The following is a 19858-nucleotide window of genomic DNA, read 5'->3' as shown; positions in this document are numbered from 1 at the left end:
CCAGCTTTGCTGAAGACGACAGATCCACTCTTCAGCCTGCTCACGCACCTGCACATCGGCACGGGCAATCTCCGCGCCCAATGTCGGCAGCGCGCAACCGACCTCGGGTTGTTCGACGTGGGCCATGCTCAGGTAATGCTTCAGACAACGCTCCAGTCGCTGCCGATCCGCACCGCCCTGCCCGCCAAGACGCTCAAGACTCTCGCTCAACTCCCGCTCGACGATGGCTGCGAACAAGGCATCCTTGGATGAAAAGTGGCTGTAGAAGGCCGCACCACTCAAACCGATGGCTTTCATCAGGCCATCCACGCCCACTGTGGAAAACCCCGATTTTTTCGCCGACAGCGCGCTGCTTTGCAGCAACCGTTCGCGGGTTTCCGATTTGTGTCCGGCCGAATAACGCATGTCATCTCCTGAAATAGCTCGCCTTGACGCTGCCCGAATCCTAGCATAACGTTCGTTAACTAAACGATCGTTAACCCAAAGGGATTCACCCATGAATAACAAGAAGGTCGTGCTGGTTGTCGGGGCCGGGGATGCCACGGGCGGAGCGATTGCCAAGCGTTTTGCCAGTGAAGGTTTCATTGCCTGCGTGACCCGGCGCAGCGCCGAAAAACTTCAGCCACTGGTTGACGCAATCATCGCTGAGGGCGGTGAGGCTCATGGTTTCGCCTGCGATGCACGTAAGGAAGAAGACGTCATCGCGCTGATTGAAGACATCGAAACCCGAGTCGGCCCGATTGAGGCCTTTGTCTTCAACATCGGTGCCAACGTGCCCTGCAGCATTCTCGAAGAAACCGCACGCAAATATTTCAAGATCTGGGAGATGGCCTGCTTCTCCGGCTTTCTCAATGCCCGTGAAGTGGCCAAGCGCATGGTGACCCGGCAGCGCGGCACGATTCTGTTCACCGGTGCCACTGCCGGATTGCGCGGTGCTTCAGGGTTCGCCGCTTTCGCTGGAGCCAAACATGGCATTCGCGCATTGGCACAAAGCATGGCGAGAGAGTTGGGGCCGATGAACATTCATGTCGCCCACATTGTGGTTGATGGTGCGATCGACACCGATTTCATCCGTAACAGCTTTCCTGAGAAATACGCGACCAAGGATCAGGACGGCATTCTCAAGCCAGAGCACATTGCCGAAAACTACTGGTATCTGCACAGTCAGCCTCGGGATGCCTGGACCTTCGAGCTGGACCTGCGCCCATGGAATGAACGCTGGTAAGCCCTCTCCCGGATTACAACAACAAGAGCGCAACTTGATCATGACGAAAACCGTGGAATTCTATTTCGACCTTGGCAGCCCCGCCACCTATCTGGCGTACACCCAACTGCCGAAGATTTGCGCTGATACCCAAAGCGAATTGACCTACATTCCAATGCTGTTGGGAGGGGTGTTCAAAGCCACTGGCAACGCTTCGCCAGCAATGATTCCGGCCAAGGGTCGCTACATGTTTCTGGACCTGGATCGCTTCGCCAAACGCTATGGCGTCCAGCTCAGACTCAATCCGCACTTTCCGATCAATACGCTGACATTGATGCGTGCCGTCACCGGCATCCAACTACATCAGCCGCAACGCTTCGCCGAGTTCGTCGATTGCCTGTTCAAGGCGCTTTGGGTCGAAGGCCGTAACCTCAACGATCCGCAAACCGTTGCCGCCGTGCTGACTGAAAACGGCTTCGATCCCCAAGAGATAATCGCGCTGACCAACGATGAATCAGTAAAAGCCGCACTCAAGGAAAACACCGAAGCCGCGATCAAGCGCGGCGTTTTCGGTGCCCCCAGCATGTTCATTGGCGATCAGTTGTTCTTCGGTCAGGATCGACTCGACTTCGTGGAAGAGGCATTGCGCCAGGACTGAAGCCAAGCCCCAAGGCACCGCGAGCGGTGCCTTGGGTAAATCGATCAAATGGCCACAGTGCGCTCGTTCAACCAGCTCAACGCCGCGCCATCCAGCAATGGACTCAGTCGCTCACGCACTTCGCGGTGGTAGTCGTTCAGCCACTGCTTTTCTTCGTGGGTCAACAGGTCAGCAATCAGGCAGCGGGTATCGATCGGGCACAGCGTCAGGGTTTCGAACTTGAGGAAGTCGCCGAATTCGCTGCTGCCGGCCTCGCGGTTCATCGCCAGGTTCTCGATGCGCACGCCCCAGCGGCCCGGGCGATAAGTGCCGGGTTCGATCGAGGTAATCATCCCCGGCTGCATCGCCGTCTGCGGTGCCGGTGCCGCTTGATAAGCGATCACTTGCGGACCTTCGTGAACATTGAGGAAATAGCCCACGCCATGACCGGTGCCGTGACCGTAGTCGACGTTGTCAGCCCAGATCGGCGCACGGGCGATGGCATCGAGCAGAGGTGACAGAATGCCTTTCGGGAATCGTGCCCGCGACAGCGCAATCACGCCTTTCAACACGCGCGTGCAATCCTGTTTCTGCTCCTGGGTCGGCGTACCCACCGGGACCATGCGCGTGATGTCTGTGGTACCGCCGAGGTATTGACCACCGGAATCGATGAGCAACAGACCATCACCCTGGATCAGCGCATGCTCCTCTTCTGTAGCGTGATAGTGCGGCATCGCGCCATTGGCGTTGAACGCGGCAATCGTGTTGAAGCTCAGCGAAACGTAATCGGGACGCCGCTCACGGGCAGCGGTAAGTTTCTCGTCGATGGTCAGCTCGGTGATGCGCTCGCGCCCCCACGCCGATTCCAGCCAGGCAAAGAATTCGCACAACGCCGCGCCATCCTGCTCCATCGCTTTGCGGATGTGCTGAGCGTCGGCTTCGCTTTTCTGCGATTTGGCCAGCGTGGTCGGGTTCAGGCCTTCGACCAGTTTCACGCCACTGTCCAGGTGATCCAGCAAACCTGTGGTCACTCGCGCCGGATCGACCAGCAGGCTCGCGCCACTCGGCACAGCACGCAATGCATCGGCCACTTCGCTGTAGTCACGCAGCGTCACGCCATCCTGTTCGAGCACGCCGCGCAGATCGGCATCGACCTTGCTCAGGGCGACGAACAGCGTGGCCTGTTGCTGATTGATCAAGGCGAACGAAACAAACACCGGATTGAACGAAACATCACCGCCACGCAGGTTGAACAGCCAAGCGATGTCGTCGAGGGTGGCGATGAAATGCCAATCGGCGCCACGCTCTTGCAAGGTTTCGCGCAATTTCGCCAGTTTCTCGCCACGGCTGACGGTCGCTTGTGGCGGCAGATGCTGATAGATCGGCGCGTTCGGCAGGCTCGGGCGATCACGCCAGACTTCCTGCAACAGGTCGGTATCGGTGCGCAGGCGAGCACCGCGTGCCTCAAGCTTGCTGCTCAGTGTGCGCGCCGAAGCCACCGCCATTACTGCACCATCCACTGCAACCACGCCGCCCTCGGGTGTTTGCTCCGCCAGCCAGTCCAGCGGGCTCGGTTGCCCCGGTTGCAGCTTGACCAGTTCGATGCCGCTGCCGTTGAGCTCTTTCGTCGCCTGTTCCCAGTAACGACTGTCGGCCCACACACCGGCGAAATCCGCAGTGACGATCAACGTACCGACCGAGCCGTGGAAACCCGACAGCCATTGCCGGCCCTGCCAGTAACCCGGCAGGTATTCCGAAAGATGCGGGTCGGCGGACGGCACCAGCAGCGCATGGATGCCTTCGCGGCGCATCAGTTCACGGGTATGCGCCAGGCGCTGAGGCACCGATCCTTCGGTCAAGGTGTGGGAACTCATCATGTCTCCTGCTAATCGCGTCATCGTTATTGTTCGTAGCCGATAATTTTCAGCTGTTTAGAGGCCTGTTGCCCAAAATGCCGGGGCACTGGCGCAGGCGGTTGTGATCAGGTCAACGGCCTTGTCGACATCCTCAACGGTGGTAAACCGCCCGAGGCTCAAGCGAATGGTGCGCCCCGCCAGCCGCGCATCGTGTCCGAGCGCGAGCAGCACGTGGGACGGCGCATTACTTGCGGAATTACACGCCGACGTCGCGGAAAACGCGATCGAATGGCTCAATGCGGCGCTGTTGAACTCGCCCTCGCTGAAGGTCAGGCTCAGGGTGTGCGGAATACGTTGCGAGGCACTGCCATTGAGGCGCACGCCGGGCAACTTCAAAAGCTGTTCGAGCAAGCGTTCGCGCAAAGCGATGATGGATTTTTTCTCTTCATCGAATGCGTCGGCGGCCAAAGCGAAAGCAGCGCCCATCCCGGCAATCTGATGAGTCGCCAGGGTTCCGGAGCGCAGGCCACCTTCATGACCGCCACCATGGATTTGCGCCTGCAGGCGTTGCTGCGCGAGCGGGCCCACATACAGGGCGCCGATGCCCTTGGGACCGTAGAGTTTGTGTGCGGAAAACGACATCAGATCCACCGGCCAGCGGCTCAGATCGATCGCGACTTTGCCCGCGCCTTGCGCCGCATCCACATGAAACAACGCCTGCCGACTGCGCACCACTTCGCCAATCGCCTCGACATCGTTGACCGTGCCCAACTCGTTGTTGACCAGCATCAGCGACACGAGAAAGGTGTCGTCACGCATGGCTTCGCGGACCGCTTGCGGCGTGATCAAGCCTTCTGCGTCCGGCACCAGATAGGTCACGGCAATGCCTGAATCCTGCAATTGCCGGGCGGTGTCGAGGATCGCCTTGTGTTCAATCTGGCTTGTAATGATGTGCCCGCCGGCAACGCCACGAGCCTGGGCGACGCCTTTGAGCGCGAGGTTGTTGGATTCGGTGGCACCGGAGGTCCAGACAATCTGCTCAGGCTGCGCGCCGACCAGATCGGCGACTTGCCGGCGCGCCTGCTCGACCGTCTGCCGGGCCTGCTGGCCGAAAGCGTGGGAGCTGGACGCCGGGTTACCGAAGTTACCGTGAAAACCCAGACATTCGATCATCACCTGGATGACCCGCTCGTCCACCGGGGTGGTGGCGGCGTAATCGAAATACAACGGACGTGTGTTCATAAAGGACTCGCAGAGCGTGTTCCGGGATCAGGAGGCTCGTGTCTACAAACGACGATGCACAGCCTCGTGAGCTGTGCATGGGTTCGAGAGCGTCATCAATACCTGATCGGATGCCGTTAAAGAAGTAGGGCTTCATTAAAAGTGCGTAGGAACGCTCCTGAAACCGAGCTTAACAGGCATCGGGCCGGCGATTGAAGCAATGCGTCAATGAAAGCTTTCGAGAAGTAACGGATACAGCGAGATCACCAACAGCGCCGCCATGCCCCAATTGAACACGCGCAACCAGCGCGGATCCTTGAGCACATTGCGCAACAGCGTGCCGCACGCCGCCCACAGGCCGACACTGGGCAGATTGATGATGGCGAATACCGCCGCGATGATCACGACGTTGTAGAAATAACCCTGCATCGGCGTATAGGTGCTGATGGCACCGATGGCCATGATCCACGCCTTGGGGTTGACCCATTGGAACGCCGCGGCGCCCAGATAGCTGATCGGTTTCGCCTCGCCGACGGCACTGTCACCGACCGGGCCGGAGTGGGCGATCTTCCACGCCAGATAGAGCAAATACGCCGCGCCGACATAGCGCAGCACCGTATACAGAATCGGATAGGCCTGAAACACCGCGCCAAGGCCGAAGCCCACCGCGACCACCAATAGAAAGAAGCCGCAGCTGATGCCGAGCATGTGCGGAATGGTGCGATTGAAGCCAAAGTTCACGCCGGACGCCAGCAACATGGTGTTGTTCGGCCCCGGTGTGATCGAGGTAACAAGGGCAAACAGGGCAAAGCCCAACAGCAGATCAAGCGAGAGGTTCATCGAGGCAGTCCATCCAGGGTCATTCAGCTGTTGACCCTATCCCACACGGCCCGGCAAACCCACGGACAGTTAGGGAAAACTTCAAGCAGTACAGTTTGCTTTCAGCTTGGACGACCGTGCAGCTGTATGGCACGTTCGGCGCTCATCTCACCCTGCTGATCGAAGCCGAAGGTCTTCTGCGGCTGGTCGAGCAATTGGGCTTTTTTCGCGTGGTATTCGTCGAACGACAAACCGCTGCGGTTCAGCGCTTCCAGCGCCAGTTCGCGGGATTCTTCTGCGGTGTAAGGGCGCAGCTCGGGCGAAACATGGCCGGCACAACCGGCGAGTACGGAAACAGCGAGCATCAGCGAAACAGTCAGTAAACGGTTCATGGGAGCGTCCTGGCGAGCAATGTGGGGTCGATGGAGAAAGGCTACGCCCGGGCACGCTCGCGCAGAAATCAACGCTCTCAATAGTGGCTATCAGCTTTGCGCTAATACTGGCTAAACCGGCAGACGGCAATGCAGCGCATCGTCGTGACTGCGGGCAATGCTGCTGTGCACCTGGAATGAATTGAAGGTCACGGTTTTCGCCCGATGGGTGCGGATCAACTGCCAGAAATCCTCCTCGCCGCTTTCGAAACTGCGAAATGCCGCCTCCCCCGCTTCGCGACTTTGCCACTGCAAAAAGCTCAGCACGCGGCGCCCGTCGTCGCTGGCCTGCACGCTGGCGCTGATAAACCCGTCGTAACGCTGGGCCAGCCCCTCGGTCTGCGTGGCCAGTGCCGAGACCAGCGCCGCTTGCTGACGGGGTTCGATTTCGAATTCGATCAATTGGGTAAAACTGCGATTGCTCATGGAAAGCCCCCATTTATTGAAGCGAGCCTTGCGACCCGAAGAGCTGAAGGGTAAAACCTCTAGTTAAGTCAAGGTCAAGAGTATTTTCCGCATGATCAGCAAGGAGCAGGTGCACAAGCCTCTAACCGTGGGCGAGGTTGCGGCGCGCAGTGGCGTCGCGGTCACCGCGCTGCATTTTTACGAAGCCAAAGGGTTGATCAAGAGTGAACGCAACGCCGGCAATCAGCGCCGTTATCCGCGCGCCGTCCTGCGCCGGGTGGCGTTGATCAAAGTCGCGCAACGGCTGGGGATACCGCTGGCGGAGATCGGCGAAGCGCTGAAAATCCTGCCGCAGGATCGCGCGCCGTCGGCGGCGGACTGGAAAATGCTCTCTGAACAATGGCAGCGCGAGCTCGACGAACGGATCAGGCAAATGACGCTGATGCGCGATCAGCTGACCGGGTGCATCGGCTGCGGCTGTCTGTCCATGGAAGCGTGTCCGCTGCGCAATAAAGGCGACATGCTCGGTGACCAAGGGCCAGGCCCGCACTTTCGCGATGAATGATGAGCGCGGCTCGTCGGCGCAAATTCCGCGCAGTAAGGACGGTTCTATAGTGATTGCTCCGGGCAAATCCGGCGTAACCACATTTGTTGAAAACAAAACAGGGAGAACGTCATGAGCGTCAAACCCATTCCCGAGGGGTATCACAGCATTACCCCGTATCTCGGCATCCAACAGGCCGCCGAGGCCATCGAGTTCTACAAGAAAGCCTTCAATGCCAGCGAAGTCATGCGCCTGACCATGCCCGACGGCAACATCGGCCATGCCGAACTGCGCATCGGCGACGGCGCGATCATGCTCGGCACGCCTTGCGATCAAGGACCGCTGAGCAATCCGCAGCAAGCGGTCTCGATCGGCTTGCATCTCTACGTCACCGATGTCGACCAATCCTTTCAACAAGCGCTGGATGCCGGGGCGCAAAGCGTCTCCGAGGTCAAAGACCAGTTTTACGGTGACCGCAGCGGCACGTTGAGAGATCCGTTCGGCCATCTGTGGTTTCTCGCCACGCGCAAAGAGGATTTGAGCGAAGAGCAGATTCGCCAGCGAGCGATGGAGATGTTCAACCAAGGCTGAGGGCTTGTTGCCTCGGATCAACCGGCAAAATATGCACTGCCGATGTAATTGCGAAACATTTGCTTTCATATCCGCTTTCGGGATTTTCTTCGCTCATCCGTCTTATAGGAATGCAGGCCGTTCGCGTAGGCAAAAGCCACGAGCGGCCTCCCGGGGAGTTCCGTGCTGCGAAGCCCGTAGCCCGGCCCCTTCCACCGCAATCAAGACGCGCAATCATGTCGAAGAAATCCCGTTCCAAACTGTGGTTCCTGGTGCATAGCTGGCTGGCGTTGCCGATCTGGTTCTTTGTATTGATCGTCTGTGTCACCGGCACGCTGGCGGTGGTCAGCCAGGAGATTGTCTGGCTGGCCAACCCGCAAATGCGCGCCAGTCAGCCGTCGGACGATGCGCCGCGACTGAGCTACGACCAGATTCTCGCCGCGATCAAACAAGCCGAGCCGCAAACCCTGGTGCAGAGCATCAATCGCCCCGACGAGTCGCACTTTGCCCTCGACGTCGAAGTCAGCTACCCCGACGGGCGCTCGTTGACGGTGTATGTCAATCCGTACACGGGGGTCATTCAGGGCACCGCGCCGGCCTTCGATTTCAAGGCCTTTACCCGCGCCCTGCATGGCTGGTGGCTGGTGCCGTTCACCAATGGCTACAGCTGGGGCTGGTATCTGGTGTCGCTGCTCGGCGTGCCGATGCTGGTGTCGCTGATTACCGGGCTGGTGGTCTACAAACGCTTCTGGAAAGGTTTTTTGCGCCCGACCCTGCGCGTACGCCATGGCGCGCGGATTTTCTGGGGCGACTTTCATCGCCTGTGCGGCATCTGGTCGATCTGGTTCATCGCGGTGATCTCCATCACCGGCATCTGGTTCCTGATCAAGGCGATCCTGTTCGATAACCAGATTTCGATTTCCAGCGAGCCGATCATTCCGGCGATGTCCCGCGAAAGTGTGCCGATTTCGGCCGCCGGCACCCCGCCGCCGCGCATCAGCCTGGACCGCGCCATCGAAATCGCTCAGCAGAAGATTCCGGGGCTGGAAGCCAGCTACGTCAACCTGCCGGGCAATGCCTACTCGCACATGAGCGTCAGCGGCCGTGGCTGGTATCCGCTGATGTATCAGACCGCGACACTCAACCCCTACAACGGCGAATTGGCTTCCTCACGCTTGCTGTCCGACCGCTCCTCGCTGGAATTCGTCACCGAATCCATGCGTCCGCTGCATACCGGCGACTTCGGTGGGATCTGGATCAAGTTGATCTGGTTCTTCTTCGGTCTGTTGCTGACCATGATGATCCTCAGCGGCCTGCTGATCTGGACCAAGCGCACCGCGTTGGCCACCGCCAATGCGCTGAAACGCGAGGACAAGAAAAACCGCATCAAGGCACAACCGGCGCTGCGCCGTGAACCTTCGGAGGCCAGCCTGTGAACAAAGCCATCTCGGTCACACCGCCCTCGCGCCTGTCGCGTTTCTGGCACAAGTGGCGCTTCCATATCAACGTCCTGCTGTTGCTGATCCCGCTGGGTTTCATGCCGAAGTACTTTGCCGATGCCTCGCTGTTTCGCGGCGACAGTGGCCTGGGTCAACGGGAAATTGGCACGGTTCAGGTCGGCCCATGGAGCCTGCGCCTGGCCGAGTTACGCGAAGAGGCACCGCACCTGAGCGGACCGGCCGGCTATATGAAGGACTTCACTGCCGCCGTCTGTGACACCTGCGTCGATCAGGTCAAGGCGACTTACCTGCGCATCGGCAAACCGCGCAGCCTGCGCGCCGCCGGCACGATCTTCTTCGGTACGCCTTATCGCATGGGCACGCAAATGCCGATCCCGGCAAAGACCAAACCTGACGCCGAGCTGTGGATCACCATGGAAGGCTGGGACGGCAGCATGCACCAAGCCGCGATTCCTCTGAGCCAAGCCTCCCCCGCCACGGTTGCGTGGCTGAACAGACAAGGAGCCAAACCATGACTCGCTCACCCCTTCATACCCGTTTGCTCGCTAGCGCTGCGCTGCTGCTGAGCGCGGCTTTCAGCGCCAGCGCACTGGCGCACAACCCGATGTGCGAATGCAAAGCCATCGATGCCGAACAGATCAAATGCACCGGCGGTTTCTCCGATGGCAGCGGTGCGCCGGGGGTGACCCTCGATGTGATCGGCTACGACGAAACCATTCTGGTGCCGGGCAAATTAGGCGATGACTCGACGCTGACGTTCAAGAAGCCCGGCAGCGAGTTCTATGTGCTGTTCGACGCCGGCCCCGGCCACGTCGTGGAAATCGACCAGGCGGATATCGAAGCCCCATGAGTACCCCGACGACGCAAGTGGTACGCCCGGCCGGCGCCGGCCATGAAACCCTCAACGTGCTGCTGTTGTGCCTGCTGATCCTCGCGGTCGCCGGCTCGGTGGTGGCGTGGCGCGGGGTTTCTCATGAAGCGGAGCCGGTTGCCAGTAACCAGTACGACGCCCGCCGCGATCTCAGCGCCGCCGAGCAAGGCATCTATGCCGACCTGCGAGTGACCCTCGACGAAATCCGCTTGCTGCGCGAAGAGCAACAAGCCCTGCCGACGCCACAGATGCTGGCCGACGAAGGTTTTGCGCCGTTCGCGCAGGATGCCAGTTCGGTCAGCCGTGGCGGTCATGCGTGGCAGATGCTCGCCGACCGTGCCTATTTCGGCCGTAGTGCAACGCCTGATGTCGCCGGCTCGTTTCTGATGCGTGTCGGCACTGACGACAACGCGACGCCGGACATCTGGCTCAACCGCGGCGCCGATCCCGCGCCTGCTGCGGATCTGTCTGACGCCGCGCTGTCCGCCGCTGGCTGGAAACAGATCGTCGCGCAATTCGATGCCGGGGTTACCCGCGAACATCGCCATTGATTCCTCGCCTTTATCCGAGAGAAGACTGCTTGCCCATGTCCATTTCATCTCCTCGCCGTCCCTTGTTACGCCTGTTTCTGCTTGGCCTGTGCGCCTGCCTGCTGAGCCCGTTGGCCAGCGCCGAGCAAGGCAAACGCCTGCGTATCGGCATCACTCTGCATCCGTATTACAGCTACGTCGCCAACATCGTCGGCGACAAGGCCGAAGTGGTGCCGCTGATTCCTGCGGGCTTCAATCCGCACGCCTACGAACCGCGCGCCGAAGACATCAAGCGCATCAGCGGACTGGACGTGGTCGTGCTCAACGGCGTCGGCCATGACGACTTCGCCGACCGGATGATCGCCGCCAGCGAAACACCCAACGTCAAAACCATCGAAGCCAACGAGAACGTTCCGCTGCTGGCGGCCACCGGTGTCGCTGCGCGCGGCGCCGGCAAAGTGGTCAATCCGCACACGTTCCTGTCGATCAGCGCTTCCATCGCCCAGGTCAACAACATTGCCCGCGAACTGGGCAAGCTCGATCCGGACAACGCCAAGACCTACACCCAGAACGCCCGCGCCTATGGCAAACGCCTGCGGCAGATGCGCGCCGAGGCGTTGGCCAAACTGACCCAGGCACCGAATGCCGAACTGCGCGTGGCCACGGTGCACGCAGCTTACGACTATCTGTTGCGTGAATTCGGTCTGGAAGTGACAGCCGTGGTCGAGCCCGCCCACGGCATCGAGCCAAGCCCGAGCCAGCTGAAAAAAACCATCGATCAATTACGCGAACTCGACGTGAAAGTGATCTTCTCCGAGATGGATTTCCCTTCCAGCTACGTCGACACCATCCAGCGCGAATCCGGGGTGAAGCTGTACCCGCTGTCGCACATTTCCTACGGCGAATACACCGCCGACAAGTATGAAAAGGAAATGACCGGCAACCTCAACACCGTGGTTCGGGCGATTCAGGAGTCGGGGGCATGACGTCGAAAGAAACCTTGATCGCCGATCACGCTGAACCCCCTGTGGGAGCGAGCCTGCTCGCGAAGGCGCCGGATCAGCCAACATCTTCGTTGAATGACACACCGCATTCGCGAGCAGGCTCACTCCCACAGGGAAAAAACGGGCCGGCGCTGGAGTTTGCGGGTATCAGCCTGACCTTGGGGCGTACGACGATTCTCGACAAGGTCAGCTTCCAGGTGCAGCCCGGCAGCGTGCATGCGCTGGTCGGCCCCAACGGCGGTGGCAAGAGTTCGCTGATCAAGACCCTGCTCGGGCAGATGCCGCATCAGGGCCAGCTCAGTCTGCACTGGCCCGGCGAGCCCGGCACCATTGGTTACGTCCCGCAGGCGCTGGAGTTCGATCGCGGCTTGCCGATGACCGTCGACGATTTCATGGCGGCAATGTGTCAACGCCGCCCGGCCTTCCTCGGTTTGAGCAAACACTACGCCGGCGCCATCGGCGCGGCGCTGGAGCGCGTCGGCATGGAGGACAAGCGCAAGCGGCGCATGGGCGCGCTGTCCGGTGGTGAGCGGCAGCGGGTACTGCTCGCGCAGGGCTTGATCCCGGCACCGCAATTGCTGGTGCTCGACGAGCCGATGTCGGCCCTCGATGAGGCCGGGATTCAGGTGTTCGAACGTCTGCTGACTGACTGGCGCGCGGCGGGCATCACGGTGTTGTGGATCGAACATGATCTGGAAGCGGTGGGTCGGCTGGCCGATCGGGTCACCGGTCTCAACCGCCGCGTGCTGTTCGATGCCACACCGCAACAAGCACTGACTCCGGAGCGTCTGCTGACGCTGTTTTCCACCCATCCACGGAGCGCGGTCTGATGAGTTACGAAGCCTTTCGTTTGATGGTCCAGGGCTGGGCGTCTTCCGGTTATCTGCCGGAAGCGCTGGCCTACGGCTTTGTCGTCAACGCCCTGCTCGCCGGCCTGCTGATCGGCCCGGTGCTGGGCGGGCTCGGCACGCTGGTGGTGGTCAAGCGCTTTGCATTCTTTTCCGAAGCAGTCGGCCATGCCGCGTTGACCGGTGTCGCCATCGGCATTCTGCTCGGCGAACCCTACACCGGCCCCTACGGCAGCCTGTTCGGTTACTGCCTGCTGTTCGGCATCCTGCTCAATTACCTGCGCAACCGCACCGGTCTGGCACCGGATACGCTGATCGGCGTGTTTCTCTCGGTGTCGCTGGCACTGGGCGCAAGCCTGCTGCTGATTCTCGCCGGCAAGATCAACGTGCACATTCTGGAAAACGTGCTGTTCGGTTCGGTACTGACCGTCAACGGCAATGATCTGGCGGTGCTGGCCATCGTCGGTTCGCTGGTCATGGCCCTCGCCCTGCCGCTGTACAACCGCATCATGCTCGCCAGTTTCAATCCGCAATTGGCAGCGGTGCGTGGCGTAGCGGTGAAGACCCTGGATTACCTGTTCGTGATTCTGGTGACCTTGATCACCGTTGCGGCAGTGAAGGTGATCGGCGCAATTCTGGTCGGTGCCTTGCTGGTGATTCCGGCGGCGGCGGCGCGTTTGCTCAGCCAGTCGCTCAAAGGTTTTTTCTGGTGCTCGGTGCTGATCGCCACTGTCAGTACGCTGTGCGGGATACTTGCGCCAATCGTGTTCGACCTGCCGATTCCATCCGGCGCCGCGATCATTCTGGTCGCCGGCATCGCTTTCGCCCTCGCCGCCATTGCGCGCGGCGTCGTCCCCAGCCTGAAAGGGAACCTTGGATAAATGGCTTTTTCACTGCGTAACCTGACTCTGGCCATGGCCCTGTGTGGCGTGGTCTGCACCCCGCTGCTGGCGGCTGAAAGTGCGAAACCCTTGCGCGTTCTGGCCTCGTTACCGATCACCTATGGATTGGGCGAAGCATTGCTCAAGGGTACCGACGTCAAACTCGAACGTGCAGCGCCGGCCAACCTTCCGGGTAGCCGTCAGACTGCGTATTTCACCGGCCGTGGCGCGCCGGCGCTGAGCAAACTGGCTACCGACGCGGATGCGGTAATCGGTCTGCGTTCGCTGTGGGCCGATGATCCGCTGTACCCAATCGCGCGGCGCAGCAACATCCGTATCGTCGAAGTCGACGCTGCGCGCCCGGTCGACGGCGCCCTGCCCGGCATCGCCGTGCAGCCGGGCCTGCAGGTTGATGGCCTGAACAGTCAGCCATGGCTGGCGAGCAACAACATGGGACGCATGGCCGATGTGATGGCGGCGGACCTGGTGCGCCTGGCACCGAGCGCCAAGCCTGCGATCGAGGCCAACCTGGCGGCGTTGAAACAGCGCCTGCTGAAACTCAGCGCCGACACCGAAGCGCGCTTGGCCGAAGCGGACAACCTGAGCGTGATGAGCTTGAGCGATCACTTCGGCTATCTGATTGGCAGCCTCAATCTCGAACTGGCCGGACAGGACGCGCGTCCTGATGCCGAGTGGACGCCAGATGAGTTGAAGAAGCTGACGGCGACGCTCAAGGACAACGACGTGGCGGTGGTCCTGCACCATCGCCAGCCAGCGGAGCCGGTGAAAGCGGCGATTGCCGAATCCGGCAGCCGCCTGGTGGTGTTGAGTACCGATGCGGCGGATCCGCTGGCGGAGCTGGAGGGGAATGTGGATGTGTTGCTCAAGGGGTTGAGCGGAGCGTAGTTTGAGTAAATCCGCGTCATCGTTCATCGCTGGCAAGCCAGCTCCCACAAAGTTTTTTGGCGAACACACATTTGTGATCAACCACAATACCTGTGGGAGCTGGCTTGCCAGCGATGAGACTGTGCAGGCAATACAAATTCAAGGCATGAAAAACCCCGCTGACCATCACTGGTCCAGCGGGTTTCTTTTGCCCGATCGCTTATTGCGCCGCGACTTGTGCATCCATCTTCTGGCGCAGGCTCAACGGGCGCATGTCGGTCCAGACTTCTTCGATGTAGGCCAGGCATTCCTTTTTCAGGCCGCTCTTGCCAACGGTACGCCAGCCTTCCGGCACGGCTTTGTAATCGGGCCAGATCGAGTATTGCTCTTCGTGGTTGACCACGACCTGAAAGAGGATGTCCTCGCGGTCGAATACTGACGTCATGCTGGTTCTCCATCGATGTAAGGTTGGCTGCACAACGGATGCAGCCGGGGTATGTAGAAAGAACGTTCGCCGCGCGAAAAAATTTACAACGCGGCGGTGGCAGCGGCCAATGCACGACCGAAGATCTCGGCCACCCGATCGATTTCCGCGGCAGTGATCACCAGCGGCGGCAGGAAGCGCACCACCGCACCATGCCGACCGCCCAGCTCCAGAATCAGGCCACGCTTGAGGCATTCACGCTGCACCAGCGGCGCCAGACGCGCATACGCTGGCGGATGACCGAGCGCGTCGGGCGCGCCGTTCGGGTCCACCAGTTCAACGCCGAGCATCAGGCCGCGACCACGAATATCGCCCAACTGCGGGAAGTCGCGTTGCAGGATGTGCAGATGCTCCCTGAGTCGATCACCCATGGCGGCGGCGTGCTCGCAAACCTTGTGCTCGACCAGATAGCGCATCACCGCTGAACCGGCGGCCATGGCCATCTGATTGCCGCGGAACGTGCCTGCATGGGCGCCCGGTTGCCAGGTGTCGAGCCAGTCGCGGTAAACCACTACCGCCAATGGCAGGCTGCCACCGATGGCCTTGGACAGTACAACCACATCCGGAACAATGCCCGCGTGTTCAAAGGCGAACATCTTGCCGGTACGAGCGAAACCGCTCTGGATCTCATCGACAATCAGCGCCACACCAGCCTTCTCGGTGATTCGGCGCAAACCGCGCAACCATTCGATATCAGCTGGAATCACTCCGCCCTCGCCCTGCACCGCCTCGACGATCACCGCCGCCGGCAATTGCACCCCGGCCTCGGGATCGTTGAGCAGATTTTCCAGATAGCTCAGATTGGCTTTGATTCCGGCCGCGCCACCTAGGCCAAACGGGCAACGGTAATCGTAGGGAAACGGCATGAACTGCACGCCGTTGCTGAGCAAGGCACCCATTGGTTTTTTCGGCCCGAGGCTGCCCATCAGGCTCAACGCCCCCTGACTCATGCCGTGATAACCGCCGGAAAACGACAGCACCGTGCTGCGGCCGGTAGCCGTGCGCACCAGTTTCAGCGCTGCTTCCACGGCGTCGGTGCCGGTCGGGCCGCAGAACTGGATTTTTGCCTGCGCCGCCAGTTCCTTCGGCAGCAGTCCGAACAGGTCCTGGACGAATTGATCCTTGACCGGCGTGGTCAGGTCAAGGGTGTGCAGCGGCAACTCATCGGCCAGCACTTGCTGGATCGCCTCGATTACCACCGGGTGGTTATGCCCCAGCGCCAGCGTGCCGGCCCCGGCGAGGCAGTCGATGAATGTACGCCCTTCAACATCCTCGACATACAAGCCCCTGGCACGCTTGAGCGCCAGCGGAATGCGCCGCGGATAGCTGCGGGCGTTTGACTCCTGCTGGCTCTGGCGCGCCAGCAACGGTGATTCGTGGAATTCATACAACGTCTCCGCTGGCGCCGAGGCGACCCGGGCCGACGGCTCTTCGATAAGACTGGTGGCGACTGACATCTCTCGACCCCTCAATTCGCTATGGATAGTGACCAGAACAGCACACCGACAGGTGCGCGTTCCGGTCGGGGCGCACTTGCAGGTTTCCTGTTCTGGAAACGCTTCAGCGCGGTGCGGATTTACACCCTTGATCGAGTTGTCCGGCCGGTGAGGACAAAGGTTTGCGCAGCGGCACGGATTGCAGGCCGTTGCAGAGACCGGGTAGCGCTGCCTGTTGGTAACCCAGGTGCCGATAGAACGCCTCGGCGGTGCGGGTGCTGTTGAGGTGCACATGCTGCACACCACGAATGCGCAACCAGCCCTCGAGAGTCTGCATCAGCGCCCGGCCGACACCGCGGCGGAAGGATTCAGGCTGGACGTAACACAACAGGATTTCGCCACTGACCCGGACCATGCCGACACCAACCGGTTTGTCATCAAGCAAAGCGATGCAGAGATAGACGTGTGGGTCGGCGAGCCGGCTACTGATGAAATCGGCGGAGGAGCGGTTGAGCCAGTCACTGACGAGAAGTGGATGATTGCGGTGATCGAGTGCACATCCGATACGGATCGAGCGCTCGACAATGCGGTTGATGATGCCGGTATCGGCCAGGATGGCCGGACGTATGCAGACGGGTGCTTCCATGGCGCCGTTCCCTCAATCCATTGAGTCAAAGCTGGGTTGACCTTAGCCCCGCCACTGGCGGATAGCGAACGCCAAGAAGTTACATTTGATGTGCCAGAACATGCTTTTTTTTGTGGGAGCGAGCCTGCTCGCTCCCACAGGGGATCTGAGGTGAGATCAGTGGGTTTGCAACGGCATGGTCAGTTCGACCCGCAAGCCATCCGGGCGGCTGTCGAAATGCAAGGCGCAGTCACAGCGCTGCACAATCGCTTGGACAATCGCCAGACCCAGCCCACAGCCGGTGCTTTGCCCGTTGCGCCAGAAGCGCTGAGTCAGATGTTGTATGTCGTCAGGCGCGATGCCCGGGCCATGGTCGCGCACCACAAACCGCACGCGCTTGCCGATGTTTTCCAGATTGACCTCGACCGCACACTCTTCAGGCGTATGGCGCAGAGCGTTGTCGAGCAGGTTGCGCAGGGCAGCAATCGCCAGTACCGCAGGCATTTGCAGCGGCGCGGCGGACAGGTCATCCGGCACATGCAGTTTGATCCGCAGTCGCTCACCGCCGGTGGCGTCCTGGATCGCCAGTCGGGCCACTTGCTCGGCACTGCATTGCGAACCGTCATCGAACGACAGACTGCCCTCGACCCGTGCCAGCAACAGCAACTGTTCAAGGGTGCGGTGTAGGCGATCGGCGCCCTCCTCGGCGCGAGCCAACGACTGATCACGGGCGCTGCCATCGGTCATGCGCGCCACTTGCAGGTGGGTCTTGATCGCCGTCAGCGGGCTGCGCAATTCATGTGCGGCGTCACCGGTCAGGCGGCGTTCACGCTCGATGGTCTTGCCAATGCGCTGGAACAATTGATTCTGGGTTTCCAGCAACGGCTTCAATTCGCTGGGAAACGCTTGCAGCTGCAATGGCTCAAGGGAATCGGCATTGCGTCGCATCAGCGCTTCGCGCAGGCGATTCAGTGGCGCCAGGCCCTGACCGATGCCTAGCCACAACAGGCACAGACAACCCAGCAAGGCGACGCCAACCGGTACCGAAGCGGCGAGCAGAATCGACATGTTCAAGGCTTCGCGCTCGATCTGCCGGTCTGCCGTCGTGATGCGCACATCGCCGCGGGCCAGGGTAAAACTGCGCCACGGCGCGCCGTCGATCATCTGATCGTGGAAGCCCATTTTCTCGGCTTCCAGCGCTTGCTCGGGGTTGTTGTGGCTTCGCGCGAGAATCTCGCCGCGCAATGAGCTGACCTGACAGGCCATGCCGCCGGGAATGTTCAGCTGTTCAGCACTGAAGTGGGTGCCCTCGCCTTTGCTCGGCAGCGTCGGCAATTGCTCGAGCAGGCCGGCGACCATGCGCGCCGAGGCAACCAGACGCTGATCGAGAGAAAACATCATCTGATTGCGCAAATCGCTGAGCATCCACGCCGCCGCCAGTGCCCAGATCAGCGCGAAGGCGGCGCCGAGCGTCAGGCTCAGGCGCAGGCGCAGACTCATCACTTGCCTTGCTCTGCGCCATCGGCAGGCCCGAGGCGATAGCCCAGACCGCGCACGGTTTCGACGATGCCTTTACCAAGCTTGCTGCGCAGATGATGGATATGCACGTTCAGTGCGTTGCTTTCCAGTTCGTCGTTGAAACCGTAGACGCTGTCCTTCAGTTGCTCGGTGGACAGCACCCGTCCGCGATTGTGCAGCAGTGCCTGCAACAGTGACTGCTCGCGGCGCGACAAATCCACCGGTTGCCCGGCCAGGCGGGTTTCCCGGCTGCTCGGGTCGTAGGTGAGCGCGCCGTGCTCGATCAGATTGACGCTGCGCCCGGCCACTCGGCGCAACAAGGTTTGCAGCCGAGCGAACAGTTCGCGCAGGTCGAAAGGCTTGAGCAGGTAGTCGTCAGCGCCGGCCTGCAAGCCGTCGACACGATCAGTTACTGAATCGCGAGCGGTGAGAATCAACACGGGGATTTCCAGGCCGCTCTGGCGCAATTGCTGCAGCAACTTGAGGCCGTCTTCGTCGGGCAGGCCGAGGTCGAGCACCATCACGTCGAATTCCGCGACCTTGAGCATCGCCCGCGCCTTCGACGCAGTGTTGACGTGCTCGACGGTCAGGCCCTGTGCCGTGAGACCGGCAACGATACCGCTGGCGATCAGTTCGTCGTCTTCGCAAACCAGTACGTGCATGGGGGCTCCGTGGATAAAAACGCGAGTGAAACAGGCGAAGATTAAGGCGCAATTATGGCGCTACATGTCGGGGTTCGGGAAGCTGCACGAAAACAAGGTGGGTTATCGCGTATCAGCGGCGAATGCGAGGCCCAGCCTCACAATTCTTTTTTTGCTGTTTACCCATCCAGAAACAATTCCGGACTGTATCGAAAACATGACTTCATTTAGTTTCTGCCTGCCGCTTCAAATCCACTTTTAAACGGAATTTAAAACATGAGCAACTTGAATAACTTCGTCGCCATAGACTGGCGCTCCGGCCCCGATCGAATTTATTTCTTTTTCAAGGACACCGACACTTATTCGCGCTTTGATATTGGCGACAATAGCGTATCGGAAAATTATCCAGCCTCAACTGCTGGCAGCTGGGATACTTTCGACCCCTATATAAAGGACCTGCGCTTCGGCTTGACCACCACTTCGTTTGGCTGGAATGCCGGCAGTGACGAGGATATTGCCTGGTTGTTCTTTTATCAGGGAACAACGCCGATGGTCTGCAAATATGACCAGGACAACGATAAGGTGGCTGCTTTCTACAAGGTCGCTGACTCTATCTGGAAGCCGATCCTTCCTTATTTCGACAAGATTATCGCCGGCACCTGGTTTCAACTTACCGGCCACCCCTTCCTGTTCCGGTTTATCCTTGATGACGGACACTATCTCTCTTTCAACTACAAGGCCAAGACCCTTACGCGCAACCGCTTCGGCGAATATCAACTAGGCGCGCTGAAACCCTATAAAGACCGAATTATCACTGCGGCACAGAATGACCGGACATTCGCGGACAGCTACTGGTACATCTTCCTCACCAACAATCAGTATTTGACCTACAACATTCAATCCGACCGACTGGTTTCCGGCCCCACAACAATCAATGACGACAATTGGCCCGGCCTGCTGCGTGGCTGATTGGTCAATCCCGGCGAGG

The 19858-nt window shown here is 60.2% G+C and carries 24 protein-coding genes (1 of these 24 only partly in view); 13 read left to right on the top strand and 11 right to left on the bottom strand.

The annotated features are described in order from the left end of the window. On the bottom strand, positions 1-405 hold the 5' portion of the coding sequence (locus ACMYUN_RS23770; RefSeq protein ID WP_415761926.1) for a TetR/AcrR family transcriptional regulator. 165 nt of this gene lie to the left of the window's left edge; 405 of the gene's 570 nt are visible here — the first part of the coding sequence; its start codon is at positions 403-405; its stop codon lies beyond the left edge, outside the window. Positions 406-496: 91 nt separating this feature from the next. Between ACMYUN_RS23770 and ACMYUN_RS23765 the strand changes: the two genes are divergently transcribed. Beyond that, positions 497-1225, top strand: coding sequence for an SDR family oxidoreductase (locus ACMYUN_RS23765; RefSeq protein ID WP_415761925.1), 729 nt, complete (start codon positions 497-499; stop codon positions 1223-1225). A gap of 40 nt (positions 1226-1265) precedes the next feature. Continuing rightward, a complete protein-coding gene (locus ACMYUN_RS23760) occupies positions 1266-1862 on the top strand; it encodes a 2-hydroxychromene-2-carboxylate isomerase (RefSeq protein ID WP_415763999.1) in 597 nt (198 codons plus the stop codon). A 44-nt stretch (positions 1863-1906) separates the two neighbouring features. Here ACMYUN_RS23760 and ACMYUN_RS23755 read toward each other — a convergent pair whose 3' ends face one another. The 5 genes from ACMYUN_RS23755 to ACMYUN_RS23735 all read right to left on the bottom strand — a co-directional run bounded on the left by ACMYUN_RS23755 (position 1907) and on the right by ACMYUN_RS23735 (position 6594). Further along, positions 1907-3715 carry an aminopeptidase P family protein gene (locus tag ACMYUN_RS23755; RefSeq protein WP_415761924.1) on the bottom strand — a complete coding sequence of 603 codons (1809 nt, stop codon included), beginning with the start codon at positions 3713-3715 and terminating at the stop codon, positions 1907-1909. Positions 3716-3772: 57 nt separating this feature from the next. After that, positions 3773-4939: an aminotransferase class V-fold PLP-dependent enzyme gene (locus ACMYUN_RS23750; protein ID WP_415761923.1), complete on the bottom strand. Its 1167-nt coding sequence runs from the start codon at positions 4937-4939 to the stop codon at positions 3773-3775. 204 nt (positions 4940-5143) lie between these two features. After that, positions 5144-5758 carry a LysE family translocator gene (locus ACMYUN_RS23745; protein ID WP_133339307.1) on the bottom strand — a complete coding sequence of 205 codons (615 nt, stop codon included), beginning with the start codon at positions 5756-5758 and terminating at the stop codon, positions 5144-5146. Positions 5759-5859: 101 nt separating this feature from the next. Further along, on the bottom strand, positions 5860-6129 hold the full coding sequence (locus tag ACMYUN_RS23740; protein ID WP_415761922.1) for a hypothetical protein: 270 nt from the start codon (positions 6127-6129) through the stop codon (positions 5860-5862). Positions 6130-6240: 111 nt separating this feature from the next. Further along, positions 6241-6594, bottom strand: a complete 354-nt coding sequence (locus ACMYUN_RS23735; RefSeq protein WP_415761921.1) for an antibiotic biosynthesis monooxygenase — start codon at positions 6592-6594, stop codon at positions 6241-6243. A gap of 91 nt (positions 6595-6685) precedes the next feature. On the opposite strand from ACMYUN_RS23735, the gene soxR reads away from it, so the two are divergent. From soxR to ACMYUN_RS23685, 10 genes are all read left to right on the top strand, one after another. After that, positions 6686-7138: a redox-sensitive transcriptional activator SoxR gene (gene soxR / locus ACMYUN_RS23730; RefSeq protein WP_039759792.1), complete on the top strand. Its 453-nt coding sequence runs from the start codon at positions 6686-6688 to the stop codon at positions 7136-7138. Positions 7139-7249: 111 nt separating this feature from the next. Beyond that, on the top strand, positions 7250-7708 hold the full coding sequence (locus tag ACMYUN_RS23725) for a VOC family protein (RefSeq protein WP_415761920.1): 459 nt from the start codon (positions 7250-7252) through the stop codon (positions 7706-7708). Between the two features lie 215 nt (positions 7709-7923). Further along, positions 7924-9123, top strand: coding sequence for a PepSY-associated TM helix domain-containing protein (locus ACMYUN_RS23720; protein WP_415761919.1), 1200 nt, complete (start codon positions 7924-7926; stop codon positions 9121-9123). Then, positions 9120-9662, top strand: a complete 543-nt coding sequence (locus ACMYUN_RS23715) for a thiamine pyrophosphate-binding protein (protein ID WP_415761918.1) — start codon at positions 9120-9122, stop codon at positions 9660-9662. Before ACMYUN_RS23720 ends, ACMYUN_RS23715 begins: the two co-directional genes overlap by 4 nt. Then, positions 9659-9997, top strand: coding sequence for a hypothetical protein (locus tag ACMYUN_RS23710; RefSeq protein ID WP_039759799.1), 339 nt, complete (start codon positions 9659-9661; stop codon positions 9995-9997). Before ACMYUN_RS23715 ends, ACMYUN_RS23710 begins: the two co-directional genes overlap by 4 nt. Next, complete coding sequence (locus tag ACMYUN_RS23705; RefSeq protein ID WP_415761917.1) at positions 9994-10569, top strand: DUF6162 family protein; 576 nt, start codon at positions 9994-9996, stop codon at positions 10567-10569. Before ACMYUN_RS23710 ends, ACMYUN_RS23705 begins: the two co-directional genes overlap by 4 nt. A 35-nt stretch (positions 10570-10604) precedes the next feature. Beyond that, the gene (locus ACMYUN_RS23700; protein ID WP_415761916.1) at positions 10605-11534 is read left to right on the top strand and encodes a metal ABC transporter substrate-binding protein; all 930 of its coding nucleotides are present in this window, start codon (positions 10605-10607) and stop codon (positions 11532-11534) included. Next, on the top strand, positions 11531-12382 hold the full coding sequence (locus tag ACMYUN_RS23695; RefSeq protein WP_415761915.1) for a metal ABC transporter ATP-binding protein: 852 nt from the start codon (positions 11531-11533) through the stop codon (positions 12380-12382). Before ACMYUN_RS23700 ends, ACMYUN_RS23695 begins: the two co-directional genes overlap by 4 nt. Continuing rightward, positions 12382-13281, top strand: coding sequence for a metal ABC transporter permease (locus ACMYUN_RS23690; protein ID WP_007917717.1), 900 nt, complete (start codon positions 12382-12384; stop codon positions 13279-13281). The genes ACMYUN_RS23695 and ACMYUN_RS23690 overlap by 1 nt, the downstream gene beginning before the upstream one ends. Beyond that, positions 13282-14187, top strand: a complete 906-nt coding sequence (locus ACMYUN_RS23685) for a metal ABC transporter substrate-binding protein (protein ID WP_129997279.1) — start codon at positions 13282-13284, stop codon at positions 14185-14187. A 199-nt stretch (positions 14188-14386) separates the two neighbouring features. Here ACMYUN_RS23685 and ACMYUN_RS23680 read toward each other — a convergent pair whose 3' ends face one another. The 5 genes from ACMYUN_RS23680 to ACMYUN_RS23660 form a co-directional block, all read right to left on the bottom strand. Then, positions 14387-14611: an MbtH family protein gene (locus ACMYUN_RS23680; protein WP_041478467.1), complete on the bottom strand. Its 225-nt coding sequence runs from the start codon at positions 14609-14611 to the stop codon at positions 14387-14389. Positions 14612-14694: 83 nt separating this feature from the next. Further along, complete coding sequence (locus tag ACMYUN_RS23675) at positions 14695-16107, bottom strand: aspartate aminotransferase family protein (RefSeq protein ID WP_415761914.1); 1413 nt, start codon at positions 16105-16107, stop codon at positions 14695-14697. Between the two features lie 103 nt (positions 16108-16210). Beyond that, a complete protein-coding gene (locus ACMYUN_RS23670) occupies positions 16211-16732 on the bottom strand; it encodes a GNAT family N-acetyltransferase (protein ID WP_415761913.1) in 522 nt (173 codons plus the stop codon). A gap of 156 nt (positions 16733-16888) precedes the next feature. Continuing rightward, positions 16889-18211, bottom strand: coding sequence for an ATP-binding protein (locus ACMYUN_RS23665; protein ID WP_415761912.1), 1323 nt, complete (start codon positions 18209-18211; stop codon positions 16889-16891). Continuing rightward, entirely contained in the window at positions 18211-18891 is a 681-nt protein-coding gene (locus tag ACMYUN_RS23660; protein WP_039759813.1) for a response regulator, read from the bottom strand. The genes ACMYUN_RS23665 and ACMYUN_RS23660 overlap by 1 nt, the downstream gene beginning before the upstream one ends. Before the next feature lie 255 nt (positions 18892-19146). On the opposite strand from ACMYUN_RS23660, the gene ACMYUN_RS23655 reads away from it, so the two are divergent. Further along, positions 19147-19839 carry a hypothetical protein gene (locus ACMYUN_RS23655; RefSeq protein ID WP_415761911.1) on the top strand — a complete coding sequence of 231 codons (693 nt, stop codon included), beginning with the start codon at positions 19147-19149 and terminating at the stop codon, positions 19837-19839. The last annotated feature ends 19 nt before the right edge of the window (positions 19840-19858 follow it).

The sequence above is a fragment of the Pseudomonas sp. CP4 genome, from assembly GCF_047758505.1.
Classification (GTDB): Bacteria; Pseudomonadota; Gammaproteobacteria; order Pseudomonadales; family Pseudomonadaceae; genus Aquipseudomonas; species Aquipseudomonas fluorescens_AO.
This window is presented reverse-complemented; position numbering and strand designations above follow the sequence as displayed.